Origin of the sequence: uncultured Moraxella sp., assembly GCF_945873075.1 — a bacterium.
In the GTDB taxonomy this organism is placed as follows: Bacteria; Pseudomonadota; Gammaproteobacteria; order Pseudomonadales; family Moraxellaceae; genus Moraxella.
Window position 1 is genome coordinate 1 of the sequence record NZ_CAMCBS010000016.1, and the last position, 14,296, is coordinate 14,296.

A 14,296-nucleotide genomic window follows, 5' to 3' on the forward strand; every position below is an offset into this window, starting at 1 on the left:
TCACCGTTTTTGTCAGCTTTATCGTCGCTCCCCATGCGGGAGCGTGTGTTGAAACTCCAATTCTGCACGCAGGGCAAGCGCCAAGCCGTAGTCGCTCCCCATGCGGGAGCGTGTGTTGAAACAAACTCCACGCCGTAAAGTTTTTCAAGTAGTTCGTGTCGCTCCCCATGCGGGAGCGTGTGTTGAAACCTGGCGTATTTCACGCTACACCAACAAACCACGAACGTCGCTCCCCATGCGGGAGCGTGTGTTGAAACAAGGCTAACGATGTCATAAGGCGTTTAATCGTAAGTCGCTCCCCATGCGGGAGCGTGTGTTGAAACAAGATAGTTAATCTTGGTATCTTCTAGCAAGTCATGTCGCTCCCCATGCGGGAGCGTGTGTTGAAACAAAGACGGTACTATCCGAACGCAGTCACGCAACCGGTCGCTCCCCATGCGGGAGCGTGTGTTGAAACAAAAAATCGATAAAACCTATCTTTGCTACTACGGTCGCTCCCCATGCGGGAGCGTGTGTTGAAACATAATCACCTGTGATGCGGTAGTGGCGGTTTTTTGGTCGCTCCCCATGCGGGAGCGTGTGTTGAAACTCTAGCCTTGCCCGTACTACGATTGAACAAACAGGTCGCTCCCCATGCGGGAGCGTGTGTTGAAACAGCATATCAGCCAATTCTTTGACCATGACAGCGACAGTCGCTCCCCATGCGGGAGCGTGTGTTGAAACGCCTGCCGATAGCTTATTTGGCTTGATTTTTTGCAGTCGCTCCCCATGCGGGAGCGTGTGTTGAAACTTTTTGCTTGAGCTTGTCTTTTCTGCTCTTAGCCATGTCGCTCCCCATGCGGGAGCGTGTGTTGAAACAGTAACAATCAAAAAAGCCTTTAATTACAAGGGGTCGCTCCCCATGCGGGAGCGTGTGTTGAAACATGGATTATGCTATCGCCTACAACACAATCCAGTAGTCGCTCCCCATGCGGGAGCGTGTGTTGAAACTAAAATTTTGGGCATTGTAATAGTTAGTACGTATAGTCGCTCCCCATGCGGGAGCGTGTGTTGAAACTAATAAATGTATGTACTTTATGTATACATTATTGTAGTCGCTCCCCATGCGGGAGCGTGTGTTGAAACTGATGACGAGCTAGGCGAATACCAATCGGCAGTTAGTCGCTCCCCATGCGGGAGCGTGTGTTGAAACACCGTAAGGAGAATTGGAAAGGTTTTATCCAATGTCGCTCCCCATGCGGGAGCGTGTGTTGAAACAACGGTATCAGCTTTTTCGCCATGTAGAGTTTTCCGTCGCTCCCCATGCGGGAGCGTGTGTTGAAACACAATGGGTATCAGCCAAATACCTGTGTGATACTGGTCGCTCCCCATGCGGGAGCGTGTGTTGAAACACCACGATAACGCCCGCACACCGCCCAATGGCAAGTCGCTCCCCATGCGGGAGCGTGTGTTGAAACTTGCCTGTACATTCTTCTCCATTTTGTTATTTGACGTCACTCTCCGTGCGAGAGTGTGTGTTGAAACAACCAACAACTACAAGGACAGTTGGGTGAATTGGAGTCACCCTCCATGCGAGAGTATGTGTTGAAACCTTTTGTTGGCAAAGCTGACGACCCCCCCCCTTCGTCACCCTCCACGCGAGGGTGTACTTGTCATAAGCAAGCACCTCAGCGATGGTTTTGGGTTTGATTGCTTTAGGTTTGGTTAATTCCATAAACCGAGCAATATCATCCAAAATCATCCACAATAAGCATTTGTAAATCAAACAATACTTATTGTGGCAAGTCGTTGAAAGGCTAAGTGTGCTAATGCGCAATTATCCACACTTTTATAAATCTTACAACATAATCAACCAATTATCATTGAGCCACTGCGCAAGTGTCGCCAAATTATCCGCCTTGATATCATCGATAGAGAGTGCATCGCCTGCGACCATCGTTGCTAGTAGCTTGGTTTCGCTATTGCTTAGGCAGATGCATTCGCCATTGATATACCACTGATTTGCCACATGAACAAAGCGACACGCAGGGTTGAGCGCTAGGCACTCGCCATCGCTTAGGCGTGATTTTAGCTCAGTGGGGCTAAGTTCATCTTCAAAGGCAAGCAGTTCATATTGACGCTTGCTAACCAATTCGGCGATAGCATCACGCACGACTTCATCGCCAAGCGGTGAATTGATAAAATCAACCAGCGTCTGCTTCATCGCAGTAATGCTGTCATGGCTTAATTCAAACGCATCATCTTGCTTGGCTTGTGGCAGTGTCAGCACACGAAACAGCTTGCTGTGATTGGTGGCGACATCGGCGACTTCATCAATGATTTGCACTAGATTTGGACGGCGAAACCCAAATGAAAAAGTCAAGCAGTCATTTTGGGCGATACCATGATGGCTTAGCCCCGGCGGTACATACAGCACATCACCAGCTTCTAGCACTTCATCAAAAATAATCTCGCCCATATCATCGAGTAGGCGAATCGGCTGGTCGGGGACAAATGGCGTATTGGCATCGCACATTTTGCCAAGTAGCCAACGACGCTCGCCAAAGCCTTGAGCCAAAAACACATCATATTCATCATAATGTGCACCGACCGAGCCACCTTGTGGTGCGACCGAGACCATGATGTCATCTTGTTGCCATTTTGGGATAAAATCAAAATGCGACCACATCTCACCAAGCTCAGGCGACCATTGTTCCAAATTCTGTACCAAAATCGTCCACAGCGTCGGCGCTTGGTCAATGTCCTGCTCGCTAAGCGGTGATTGCTTGAGCGACCATTGGTCGGGATTGGTGTCATCTTGGCTAATCAAGCGTGCTGATACGCCATCTTCGAGCGCAAGCCCAAGTACATCTTCAGGCTCAAACATCCCTGCCAGTGCAGGCAAGCCTTGCTTAATTAGTAGCGGTTTTTTTTGCCAATATTCCGCCAAAAAAGTCTCGGCGCTCATGCCATCAGGCAAGCAATAATCAATCGTGTGTGTCATTGGATTTCCAAAAAAAGTTGTTCATCGTTTAACTGTGATGGGTTTAACCACGATAGTTTAACAACTTTTTATCCCAAAACCAATCATTAACCAATGATTGACGCCAATTAACCGCATTATCTTGCTTGCTGATTGGCGTGGGATTTTGGTAAATGTCAAAATTGGTAGATTGCCAAGATAATTTGGTGGTAAATTGGCAGGAATTTCTTTATAATAAAACAATTTTTTAACGAGATTTGTGCGATGGCACACGATAAGGGTTGTTATGTCTGATTTGAATGAATTTAGTGCAGATGAGCTGTCTGAGCATGAATTTGAATACACCATGAGCGAAAATGGCGAGCTGACACAGGCGGACATTGCGGCGTTGTACGCTGAGCTTAGTGAAGCAGAGCAGTCGCTGGTGACGATTCGTGATTTTATCCGTTTTGTGGTGACTAAGCTTCGCCAATATGATGTGGTGGTGGCGCAGGGTACGACGGATGAATTTGCTGAAGCGGCGGCGATTGTGCTACATTCATTGTCACTTGAGTGGTCGGCTGATGAGCAAATCTTGGACTGCAAGCTCACGCCAAGCGAAAAACAAGAAGTCCTAACGCTGCTATCTGAGCGTATCATTCAGCGTAAGCCACTCAGTTATTTGATTAATTTGGCATATTTCTGTGGTTTGCCGTTTTATGTCGATGAGCGTGTGCTGATTCCACGCTCGCCGATTGCTGAGCTGATTAATCAGCAGTTTTATCCGTATTTTGATGTCGATGATGCACGCAAGAATAAGTTTTTTGACCATGGTTTAGAAGAAAAACAGCTTGCTGCCCCTGAGCGTATTTTGGATTTGTGCACAGGTTCAGGCTGTATCGCCATTGCGCTTGCCAAGGCTTTCCCTGATGCCAATGTAGATGCGACTGATATTGATAAAGATGCCCTAGAAGTGGCATGGACGAATGTTGAGCACCATGAGCTTGAACATCAGGTGAATCTGCTTGAGTCGGATTTGTTCGCCAAAATCCCTGCTGAGAATCAATATGAGCTGATTGTCACCAACCCGCCTTATGTCGATGCAGCGGTGATGGCAGAGTTGCCACCTGAATTTTTGCACGAGCCTGAGCACGCGTTGGCAGCAGGTCAAGACGGCTTGGATTTGGTGCACCAAATCTTGCATGATGCGTCTGATTATCTGACTCGTGATGGCTTACTGGTTTGTGAAGTCGGCGACAGTGAATGGGCATTGCGTCAAGCTTATCCTGAGATTCAGTTTGAATGGCTAACCTTCGAAAAAGGTGGCAGTGGTGTATTTGCCATCAGCTGTGAAGAGCTGCTCGAATATCGTGAAGATTTTGCTCGTCAAGTTGAGCGTGTCAAAGGGCAGGGCTAATCATGGCAGGCAATAGTATCGGACAAGTATTCACCGTCACCACCTGTGGCGAGTCGCATGGTGTGGGCTTGATGGCAATCGTCGATGGTGTCCCACCGGGGCTGTCGCTGTCGGCAGAAGATTTGCAAATCGAGCTTGACCGCCGAAAGCCCGGCACATCCAAGTTCGCCACTCAGCGTAAAGAACCTGATGAAGTCGAAATCATCTCAGGGGTGTTTGAAGGTAAAACCACAGGTACGCCGATTGGACTGCTAATCCGCAATACCGACCAAAAATCCAAAGACTACGGCAATATCGCCAATACTTTTCGCCCCAATCATGCCGACTATGCCTATACGATGAAATATGGCTTTCGTGATTATCGTGGCGGCGGTCGCTCATCGGCTCGTGAGACGGCGATGCGTGTGGCGGCAGGGGCGATTGCCAAAAAATATTTGGCAGAAAAATTAGGCATCGTCATCCGTGGTCATGTCACCCAAATCGGCACCGAAAAGGCGAATAAGCTTGACTGGAGTGAAGTGCCAAATAACCCATTTTTTTGTGGCGATGTAGATGCTGTGCCACGCTTTGAAGCGCTAGTGACTTCATTGCGTGAACAAGGGACAAGCTGCGGTGCTCGTCTTGAGATTTTTGCCGAAAATGTCCCTGTAGGTCTTGGTGAGCCTGTCTTTGATCGACTAGATGCTGACATTGCCCATGCGATGATGAGTATCAATGCGGTCAAGGGGGTTGAGATTGGCGATGGCTTTGCCGTTGCTGAACAGTTTGGTCATGACAGCCGTGATGAGCTGACCCCTGATGGCTTTACCGCCAATCATGCAGGGGGTATTCTGGGCGGTATCTCAAGCGGTCAGACGATCAAAGTTGCCATTGCACTCAAGCCCACTGCTAGTATCACCACCGCAGGCAAGACCATCAACCTACAAGGCGAAGCGGTTGATGTCATCACCAAAGGTCGCCATGATCCTTGTGTGGGTGTGCGAGCAACACCGATTGCCGAAGCGATGCTAGCGATTGTGCTGATGGATCACTATCTACGCCATCGTGCCCAAAATGCCGATGTTGTGCCACCGCTTAAGCCGATTGCTTAACCTGATTAAACCACAAACAAAGCATCGTGTTTGTGGTTTTTTTGACTAGCTTGATAACTTTTTTGATAAGGATAACAAGGATAAAGCAATGACCCCTGCGATTAATTTATTAAAAAAACAAAAAATTCCACATAGTGTGCATGAGTACGAGCACGATAGTACACGCCAAGATTTTGGGCTTGAAGCCGCCGAAGCATTGGGCTTAAGCGTAGATGAAGTGTTCAAGACTTTGCTTGTGACTGATGGTGCGACCTATTTTGTGGCGATTTTGCCGGTTAATCATAAATTAAATCTCAAAAAAGTCGCAACTGCATTCAAGGTCAAAAAGCTACAAATGGCAGACCCAAAAGATGCCGAACGCATCACAGGCTATATCGTCGGTGGCATTAGCCCAATTGCGCAGAAAAAACGCCTAAAAACCATCATCCATATATCAGCCACCGCATTTGACAAAATCTACATCAGTGGCGGTCGTCGTGGCTGTGATATTGGCATTGCCCCCGATGATTTGGCAGGTGTGCTGTCGGCGACATTTTGTGATGTGATTGACTAATTATCCCATCGATGCTGATTGGCTTGTCAATTGTAAACGGATGTAAATTTTTGTGGCGATTGGTGGTTTTGCGTATCGTGTTCGTAGTGGACTATTGAGTTTTATCACCAATCTATTTAATATGGCAATCCTGCAAACTGTGCGGATGCGACAGCTTGTGCAGAAAAATTTGATACAGTTTTTGGCGGTTTGCCGTTATTTTTTTTTAGGATATAGTTATGAAAAAGATTTTTGGTGCAGCGATTTTGGCAGCGGTTGCGATGACAGGCTGTGCAACCAGCACAGGCACAACAGGTGCAACAACGACTGCAGGTGATGCAGCGGCAATCGGCGTAGGCACAGCGACCAATGTTGGCATGGCGATTTTTCAACAAGCGGTTGATGCCAAATGCCGTACCGAGCTAAACAACCAAACCATCTACAAGACAGCAACTTTGGTGCTAACCAGCGACCAAAAAACCGCACTAGAAAATAACATCTGTGGCTGTGTCAGCGAAAAAGCACCACAAAGCGTCACCATCACCGAAGTGGCTCAAGCGGCAGTTAGCCCTGCAGCTCGCACCCAAGTAGTCGCATCAGCGGTAGCCAAGACCATCAATGCGTGTGCAACCAGCTTTTTGGCTAAATAACTCATTGGGGCAAATTTAGCATCAGCCCCAATGGGCCAATCATCGATGAATGGGTGTGCATTGGGGCTTTTGTTTACTTTTGTAAGAACTGTGCTATAATTGTAAAACAGATTGGCAAAAAGCAGCTAAGCTTCTTTCGGCATGTCAGCAAACTAGGCAGGTTTGTTACTTGAATCACAATGGGAAATGGTTTTGCAAAATTTAAAGTACAACAGCCTGTATTTACGATACTACTTACGATACTTGGGAATGATGCTGACCATGACAGCGCTTGTTGCTTGTGATGGCCGGGTGATGACAGACCAATCAGTGCATCACGATGATGCTATCAATGCAAAAGTAGTAGCTGCACCAAGTGCTGATCGTAGTCTTGCGACGCGCAACTCTGTCGATGTCTGCCCAAGGCTGATCCAAAAGCGTGTTGATAGCACTCAGACTGTACGCCAAGAGAGCATCTCAGAGCGTTCGTGCGATTATTTTATTTATCCAAAAATTGGTGATTCGGTATCGGTGAGTGTCACCAATGATAGTATGAAGCCAAGCTTGATCATGCCAAGATATTTTGATTTTGCTAATGGTACTTATCGTGTGATTGATAGTGGGCGTCATGTGATTCGAGTTGAGTATGACGCCATCAGCACCAAGCCTGATGTGCTTGATTTTACCATCGAAGTGACCATTGTGCCTGCTTCATAGGTGATAGTTATTTAATCATAGCAATAAAAAATCCCTTAATCTAACTTTAAGGGATTTTTTATTGCTATGATTTGGTTTACTTTTGTTTTTGCACTTTTTTCATAGCTTGCTTTTGTGCAGGCTTAGTTGCTTTCTCTGGTAGCGCTTTTTTGGTCTGTTTTGTAGCTTGCTTATTCACTTGTTTTTTAGTTGTCGTTTTTTTGACTTGCTTTTTGGCGGTCTGTTCAGTTTTTGGCTTGACTGGTTGCTGTGTTTGCGGTGCTGCCATCGCAGTCATGGTAAATGCTGATAAAGTTGCTGCAAGAATGAGTTTTTTTACATGGAAAGTCTCCAAAAAAATTAAAATTAACAAAATCAAATAGATAGTATCAACTATTGATAAATCTTGTCTATTCTGTTGATGTGACTATTAAACCAAAAATGCGTTTTGCAATTATGTGAGTTTACGGTTGCTTTGGATGGGTTTGTGGTGTGTTTTGTAAATGATATTGCTTATTATTTATTTTTAGCAATACAAGGATGTATAGCGCCATGATGACAATTTTTCGCATCGATAACAAATCATAAAAATTTAATCATCGACTTTTTGCTTGTTTCTTGCTAAAGTGCAAAGGAAATTTTAACTGGTATTACTTATGACTTTTCAAACTTTTTATCGCAGTGCCTTGAGTGCAAGTGTAGTATTGATTTTGGCATCTTGTGCTTCGCAACCATCGACACAACGTACGCCAATCAAAGTCGTGCAAGCCGATACGCCAAAACCTGTCATTGTCCAAGAAACTCGTCAAGTTGTCGTACAACCTACTCAGCCGAGCACCCAAAAGCCAAGCCAAGCCTATTACGCTAGTTTTGATGAGTGGCGCAATGATTTTCTTAGCCGTGCATCCGCCAAAGGTGTAGGCTCGGCAACGCTCAATCGCATGATGGCAAATGCCAGTCTAAATCAACGAGTCATTGACCTTGACCGCAGCCAAGCGGAATTTACCAAAATGCCGTGGGAATATGTCGAGTCGGCAGCTTCATCAACTCGTATCAGTCAAGGTAAATCAAAGCTGAGTGAAAATTATAGTGTGCTTGCATCGGCAGAGAATATGTATGGTACATCAAAAGAAATCACGACCGCGATTTGGGGCATGGAGTCGTCATTTGGTGCGGCGACAGGTTCGATGGATTTGGTGAATGCGTTATCAAGCTTGGCTTATGATGGTCGTCGCCGTGAATTTGCCGAAAACCAGTTGCTTGCTATGGCGACTATGGCAGATCGTGGCGATGTATACCTATCTCAGCTAAAAGGCTCATGGGCAGGCGGTATGGGGCATACGCAGTTTATCCCAACGACATGGCTTAGCGAAGGTGTTGATGGTAATGGTGATGGGCACAAAGACCCTTGGAACTCTGCCGATGCACTAAGCTCAACAGCAAGCTATCTGGGCAATGCCGGCTGGGTGCGTGGTCTTGCGCCATTTTATGAAGTGCGACTACCGTCAGGCTTTGATTATACGCTACTCAATAGCGGTAAGCGTAGCCTAGATGCATGGAAAAGTGCAGGGCTAAGTGCCGTCGGTGGCGAAAGCTTTGGCGGTAATCATGAAGCTGAACTGTGGCTACCTGCAGGCAAAAATGGCCCAGCGCTGCTTTTAACCAAAAACTTTGATGTTATCAAGGTGTATAATAACTCATCAAGCTATGCACTTGGTGTAGCACTACTTGCCAAGCGTATGGCGGGCGGTAGCGGTATCGTGCAGTCATGGCCACGAAACGAACAGCCATTATCTCGCACGCAGGTACAAACTTTGCAGCGCAAACTGACCGAACTGGGCTATGACACAGGCGGTGTCGATGGCGTGGCAGGTGCTAATACTCGCAAGGCTTTTGCTCGTTGGCAGTCGGCAAACGGTCAAATCCCTGATGGCTTTATCAGCCAAAACACGGCAAGTAGCTTGATTTGGTAAGCTTGGCTTAAGACAAAAAGAGAATGCAGTGCGTTCTCTTTTTTTATGAGTTTTGTCATCTTTGGGGTTTTAAAATCCGCCTTTTATCCCCATAATTCACCATAATTCACTCATCTCATCAGAAAAAAAACCATGCGACAACCAACCACCCGAGCCGACATTCAGACCAATCAACTTGCCAAACAACTGCAAGATGAGGCCCAGCTAACAGGTGTCAATGCGTCAGGCACACAAATTAGTAGCCAAGCCTTTGATATGGTGACAGAATTTGAGCCATCAGGCGACCAGCCGACCGCCATTGCTAGCCTTGTCAAGGGCGTGGAGTCAGGCATGACAGGGCAACTACTGCTTGGCGTGACAGGCTCTGGCAAGACCTATACGATGGCAAAGGTCATCGCCGAGTGCGGACGACCTGCGATTATCATGGCGCATAATAAGACTTTGGCAGCACAGCTGTATGGCGAGTTTAAGGCGTTTTTTCCGCACAATGCCGTAGAGTATTTTGTCAGCTATTATGACTATTATCAGCCCGAAGCTTATGTGCCTGCGAGCGATACATTTATTGAAAAAGACAGTGCCATCAATGACCACATTGACCAGATGCGACTATCCGCCACGCGAGCACTGCTTGAGCGTCGTGATGCGATTATCATTGCATCGGTGTCTGCCATTTATGGCTTGGGCGACCCCGAAAGCTATCTAAAAATGCTGCTGCACATCGTGGTGGGTGATCGTGTGGATCGCAATGCCATCATCAAGCGACTGGTGGAACTACAATACGAGCGTAATGAGCTGGACTTTGGGCGAGGTACTTATCGCATTCGTGGTGAGACTTTGGATATTTATCCTGCTGAAAGTGAGTCGTTGGCGGTGCGTATTGCGATGTTTGACGATGAAGTGGAAAAAATTTCATGGTTTGACCCCTTGACAGGCAAGGCAATCAAGTCCGTGCCACGCATTACCATTTATCCAAAATCGCACTATGTCACGCCCAAAGACAAGCTCATGGAAGCATCCGAGACCATCAAAGCTGAGCTTGCCGAGCGGTTGGAATATTTTCGTGCCAATGATAAGCTGATAGAGGCACAGCGTATCAAAGAGCGGACGCAGTATGACCTTGAGATGATTCAGCAGCTTGGCTATTGTAATGGTATTGAGAACTATTCTCGTCATCTATCAGGCAGACCGGCTGGTGAAGCACCGCCGACTTTGTTTGACTATATCCCGCCTGACGCACTGCTATTTATTGACGAAAGTCATGTCACCGTACCGCAGATTGGGGCGATGTATAAGGGTGATAGAAGTCGCAAAGAGACGCTGGTGCAGTATGGTTTTCGCCTGCCTAGTGCGATGGACAACCGCCCGATGAAGTTTGAAGAATGGGAGCGTATTGCCCCATCGACCATCTATGTGTCCGCCACGCCTGCCCAGTACGAGCTTGAAAAATCCGAACAAATCGTCGAGCAAGTGGTGCGTCCCACAGGACTGGTTGACCCTGTGCTAGAAATACGCCCTGTACTGACACAAGTGGATGATGTGCTGGGTGAGATTAACCTGCGTAAGGCGGTGGATGAACGAGTGCTGATTACCGTACTGACCAAACGCATGGCGGAAGATTTGACCAGTTATCTTAAAGAATACGGCATTAAGGTCGCCTATCTACATTCGGATATTGATACCGTCGAGCGGATGAAAATCATCCACGAGCTGCGCACAGGTGTGCATGATGTACTGGTGGGGATTAACCTGCTGCGTGAGGGGCTGGATATGCCTGAAGTGAGCTTGGTGGCGATTTTTGATGCGGACAAAGAAGGCTTTTTGCGTTCGGAGCGTTCGCTCATTCAGACCATTGGGCGTGCCGCTCGCCATGTCAATGGCAAGGCAATCCTATATGCTGATAGCATCACGCCGAGTATGCAACGAGCGATGGAAGAAACCGAACGCCGCCGTGCTAAGCAAATCGCCTACAATACCGAGCATGGCATCATCCCAAAATCCGCCACTCGCCAAATCACTGATAAGATTGATACAGGTGATGATGAAAATACCGAAGTGGTGCGCATTGTGCTGTCTGAAGCACTGCAAGGTGTGGACGAAAGTATTTTGCATTCGCCCAAATTACTTGCCAAAGAAATCGCTCGCCTAGAAAAACAAATGCAAGCACTCTCCCGAGAGCTAAAATTTGAAGAAGCGATGAAAGTGCGTGATACGATGCTTGCGTTAAAAGAGTTGATGGTGAAGTAAAAATAATGGTAAATTAAAAGCTAAATAATGCTAATTTTACCCAAATTGAAACATCAATACGCCCTAATTGTGCTACAATAAAATCATAGGTGATAAAATGGAGATAGCTATGTTACAAGCTCATTGTATTACGCTTAATTTACCGATAGAACAGGGTGTTATTACTGTGCCACAATGGTGCTTGGATAAATATCATCTTGATGATGGCGTGCAAGTGCAGATTAAAATTGAATTACTTGGGCAATCTGAAATCACAAACAATATTAGCGATACGGTTGCTCGTGTTGGTGGGCTGTTAGCACCGCACATCAAAAAACCATTAACACTAGATGAAATGAATGCAGGTATTGCTCAGTATTTTTCGGCACAATCAAATGGAAATTAAAGTGCTATGATTTCATTAGATACCAATGTATTGGTGAGATTTTTGACCCAAGATGATATGTCCCAATATTTGACAGTGGCTCAATTATTAACCCATCTTGAAAAAGACAATCGGCAGGCTTTTGTGTCTTTATTGGTGGTTATAGAAATTAATTGGGTGTTGGGATTTAGCTATCGTTTGGAGCGTGTGCAGATTATTGAGGCATTACTTGCTTTGATGGAATTGCCCATGCTTAATTTTGAGCATTCACAAAAACTCAAAGCATGCCTACAAAACGCTCGGCAAAATACCTTTGATTTATCTGATTTACTCATTGCCTTAAAGTCATCAGAGCACGATGCTTTACCTGTCATGACTTTTGATAAAAAAGCCAGCAAAGCACAAGGATTTGTCTTGCTAACCCAAGCTTTTGACCAAGCGATATGACCATCGAAACCCACCCACTTGCCCCATTTACCCCACCTAATGCCAAAGTGCTGATTTTGGGCAGTTTCCCACCGCCACAGATGCGCTGGAAAATGCCATTTTATTATCCCAATTTTAATAATGATTTTTGGCGGATTATGGGCTTGGTATTTTTTGATAATAAAGATAAATTTATCAATACAACGGACAAAAGCTTTTATCAAGATAAAATTGAGCAGTTTCTTAACCGTACAGGCATCGCCATCAGCGATACCGCTTATCAAGTCAAACGCCTACAAAATAACGCATCGGATAAATTCTTAGAAGTCATCACACCGATGGATGTTGCGGGTATTTTGGATAAATTACCCAATTGCACAAGCATCATCACCACAGGCGAAAAAGCTACGCAAATTTTATGTGATCGTTATTTAAATCCCAATCAAGCATTACCAAAAGTCGGACAATCGGTGGATTTGATGATAAATGGTAAAGCCATCACCTTGTACCGCCTGCCGTCATCATCACGGGCATATCCGATGAGCCTTGAGAAAAAAGCAATGGCTTATCGGCAGGTACTTGGTCGGCTTGCGTTGGTTTCTGATTGTGTTTGATGGTGCATGAGCAAGTGGCAAAAGCGGTTTGTTCCCACCCAAAATTTTGCTAAAATAACCATCATTTATTCCCAAAATTTCTTAGTCAATTAAAAACATCAAACAGGATTTTGTTATGTCACAGTTTTTTGAGCGTCTGACAGCAGAGCAAAAACAAGCACTTGCCAAGATTCCCACACCATACTACCTACTCGATGAACGAGCGATTATTGACAATCTTATCATCACCGACAAGCTGTGCCAAGACAGCGGTGCGAAGGCATTGCTTGCACTCAAATGCTTTGCTACTTGGGGCGTGTTTGATGCGATGAAGCCCTATCTGCACGGCACGACATCGTCATCGCTCAAAGAAGTCCGTCTAGGTAAAGAATGCTTTGGCGGCGAAACGCACGCTTATAGTGTGGCGTATAGTGAGCATGAGATTGATGAAGTGCTCGAGTATGCCGATAAGATTATTTTTAATTCATTTAATCAATTGGTACGCTTTGGCAAAAAAGCTGCCGCCAAAAACATCCCTGTGGGTCTGCGTCTTAATCCACAAACGAGCAATTCATCATTCATCATCGCCGACCCTGCCAGACCCTTTAGCCGACTTGGTGAGCATGATGTCGATGCTATCATGGCGGTGGCGGATAGCATCAGCGGTGTGATGATTCATAATAACTGCGAAAATGCTGATTTTGAAGCATTTAGCCAAAGCCTTGCGGATATCGAAGGGCGATTTGACAAGCTGTTTCACCGTCTAGAGTGGATTAGCTTTGGTGGCGGTATTCACTTTATCGACCCTGATTATCCCTTAGAAAAATTTTGCAATCGTCTCAAAGAATTTAGCGATAAATACGGCGTGCAGATTTATCTAGAGCCGGGCGAAGCGTCAGTCCATCAAGGAGCAGTGCTGGTGACAAGCGTTCTTGATACACTGCACAATGGCAAGCCTTTGGCGGTGGTGGATGCATCGATTGAAGCACATATGTTAGATTTGCTCATCTATCGTCAGTCATCACCACTTGCCTATGTCAATGATACGGCGTATGACATCAAAGGTGGTGATTTTGATGGCGTGACAGCCGATGAGACGGCGGTGCGCATCTATGGCAAATCATGCCTAGCGGGGGATATTTTTGGGGATTATACGCTGAATAAACCCCTGCAAATCGGTGATAAAGTCGCCTTTGGCAATGCTGCTGCCTATACGATGGTTAAGAAAAACTGGTTTAATGGCGTGGATATGCCGTCGATTGTCATCATCCGTCAAAGCGGTGAAGTCGTCGTACAGCGACAGTTTGATTATGAGGATTATAAAAACAGCTTGTCATAAATGCAGAATAGCTTATGAATACACCAAAAGTTGAAATCTATCAGATTTTTT

Annotated in this window: 13 protein-coding genes and 1 CRISPR repeat array; of the genes, 11 read left to right on the plus strand and 2 right to left on the minus strand. The window is 46.0% G+C overall.

Features of this window, described 5'->3' with window-relative positions:
• The first annotated feature begins 23 nt into the window (after nucleotides 1-23).
• Nucleotides 24-1,591: direct repeats of the CRISPR family, unit length 32 nt; unit sequence GTCGCTCCCCATGCGGGAGCGTGTGTTGAAAC.
• 246 nt (nucleotides 1,592-1,837) lie between these two features.
• Complete coding sequence (locus Q0N89_RS06590; protein WP_294034635.1) at nucleotides 1,838-2,983, minus strand: cupin domain-containing protein; 1,146 nt, start codon at nucleotides 2,981-2,983, stop codon at nucleotides 1,838-1,840.
• A gap of 265 nt (nucleotides 2,984-3,248) precedes the next feature.
• On the opposite strand from Q0N89_RS06590, the gene prmB reads away from it, so the two are divergent.
• The 5 genes from prmB to Q0N89_RS06615 all read left to right on the plus strand — a co-directional run bounded on the left by prmB (nucleotide 3,249) and on the right by Q0N89_RS06615 (nucleotide 7,327).
• Entirely contained in the window at nucleotides 3,249-4,358 is a 1,110-nt protein-coding gene (gene prmB, locus Q0N89_RS06595) for a 50S ribosomal protein L3 N(5)-glutamine methyltransferase (RefSeq protein WP_294034637.1), read from the plus strand.
• Nucleotides 4,359-4,360: 2 nt separating this feature from the next.
• Entirely contained in the window at nucleotides 4,361-5,449 is a 1,089-nt protein-coding gene (gene aroC, locus Q0N89_RS06600) for a chorismate synthase (RefSeq protein ID WP_294034639.1), read from the plus strand.
• A gap of 88 nt (nucleotides 5,450-5,537) precedes the next feature.
• Nucleotides 5,538-6,002: a Cys-tRNA(Pro) deacylase gene (gene ybaK / locus Q0N89_RS06605; RefSeq protein ID WP_294034641.1), complete on the plus strand. Its 465-nt coding sequence runs from the start codon at nucleotides 5,538-5,540 to the stop codon at nucleotides 6,000-6,002.
• A gap of 218 nt (nucleotides 6,003-6,220) precedes the next feature.
• Nucleotides 6,221-6,631: a hypothetical protein gene (locus tag Q0N89_RS06610; RefSeq protein ID WP_294034643.1), complete on the plus strand. Its 411-nt coding sequence runs from the start codon at nucleotides 6,221-6,223 to the stop codon at nucleotides 6,629-6,631.
• A 294-nt stretch (nucleotides 6,632-6,925) separates the two neighbouring features.
• Entirely contained in the window at nucleotides 6,926-7,327 is a 402-nt protein-coding gene (locus tag Q0N89_RS06615; protein ID WP_294034645.1) for a hypothetical protein, read from the plus strand.
• 76 nt (nucleotides 7,328-7,403) lie between these two features.
• Here the strand turns inward: Q0N89_RS06615 and Q0N89_RS06620 are convergent, their stop codons facing one another.
• Complete coding sequence (locus Q0N89_RS06620; RefSeq protein ID WP_294034647.1) at nucleotides 7,404-7,604, minus strand: hypothetical protein; 201 nt, start codon at nucleotides 7,602-7,604, stop codon at nucleotides 7,404-7,406.
• A 358-nt stretch (nucleotides 7,605-7,962) separates the two neighbouring features.
• Here Q0N89_RS06620 and Q0N89_RS06625 point away from each other — a divergent pair, with 358 nt between their 5' ends.
• From Q0N89_RS06625 to Q0N89_RS06650, 6 genes are all read left to right on the plus strand, one after another.
• Nucleotides 7,963-9,279, plus strand: a complete 1,317-nt coding sequence (locus tag Q0N89_RS06625; RefSeq protein ID WP_294034649.1) for a lytic murein transglycosylase — start codon at nucleotides 7,963-7,965, stop codon at nucleotides 9,277-9,279.
• A gap of 132 nt (nucleotides 9,280-9,411) precedes the next feature.
• Nucleotides 9,412-11,523, plus strand: a complete 2,112-nt coding sequence (gene uvrB / locus Q0N89_RS06630) for an excinuclease ABC subunit UvrB (protein ID WP_294034651.1) — start codon at nucleotides 9,412-9,414, stop codon at nucleotides 11,521-11,523.
• Between the two features lie 109 nt (nucleotides 11,524-11,632).
• The gene (locus Q0N89_RS06635; RefSeq protein WP_294034652.1) at nucleotides 11,633-11,908 is read left to right on the plus strand and encodes a hypothetical protein; all 276 of its coding nucleotides are present in this window, start codon (nucleotides 11,633-11,635) and stop codon (nucleotides 11,906-11,908) included.
• A gap of 6 nt (nucleotides 11,909-11,914) precedes the next feature.
• Nucleotides 11,915-12,334: a PIN domain-containing protein gene (locus tag Q0N89_RS06640; RefSeq protein ID WP_294034654.1), complete on the plus strand. Its 420-nt coding sequence runs from the start codon at nucleotides 11,915-11,917 to the stop codon at nucleotides 12,332-12,334.
• Nucleotides 12,331-12,927 (plus strand): uracil-DNA glycosylase family protein, encoded by a 597-nt coding sequence (locus Q0N89_RS06645; RefSeq protein ID WP_294034656.1) that lies wholly within the window; start codon nucleotides 12,331-12,333, stop codon nucleotides 12,925-12,927. Before Q0N89_RS06640 ends, Q0N89_RS06645 begins: the two co-directional genes overlap by 4 nt.
• 115 nt (nucleotides 12,928-13,042) lie before the next feature.
• Nucleotides 13,043-14,245 (plus strand): carboxynorspermidine decarboxylase, encoded by a 1,203-nt coding sequence (locus Q0N89_RS06650; RefSeq protein ID WP_294034658.1) that lies wholly within the window; start codon nucleotides 13,043-13,045, stop codon nucleotides 14,243-14,245.
• Nucleotides 14,246-14,296: the final 51 nt, after the last annotated feature.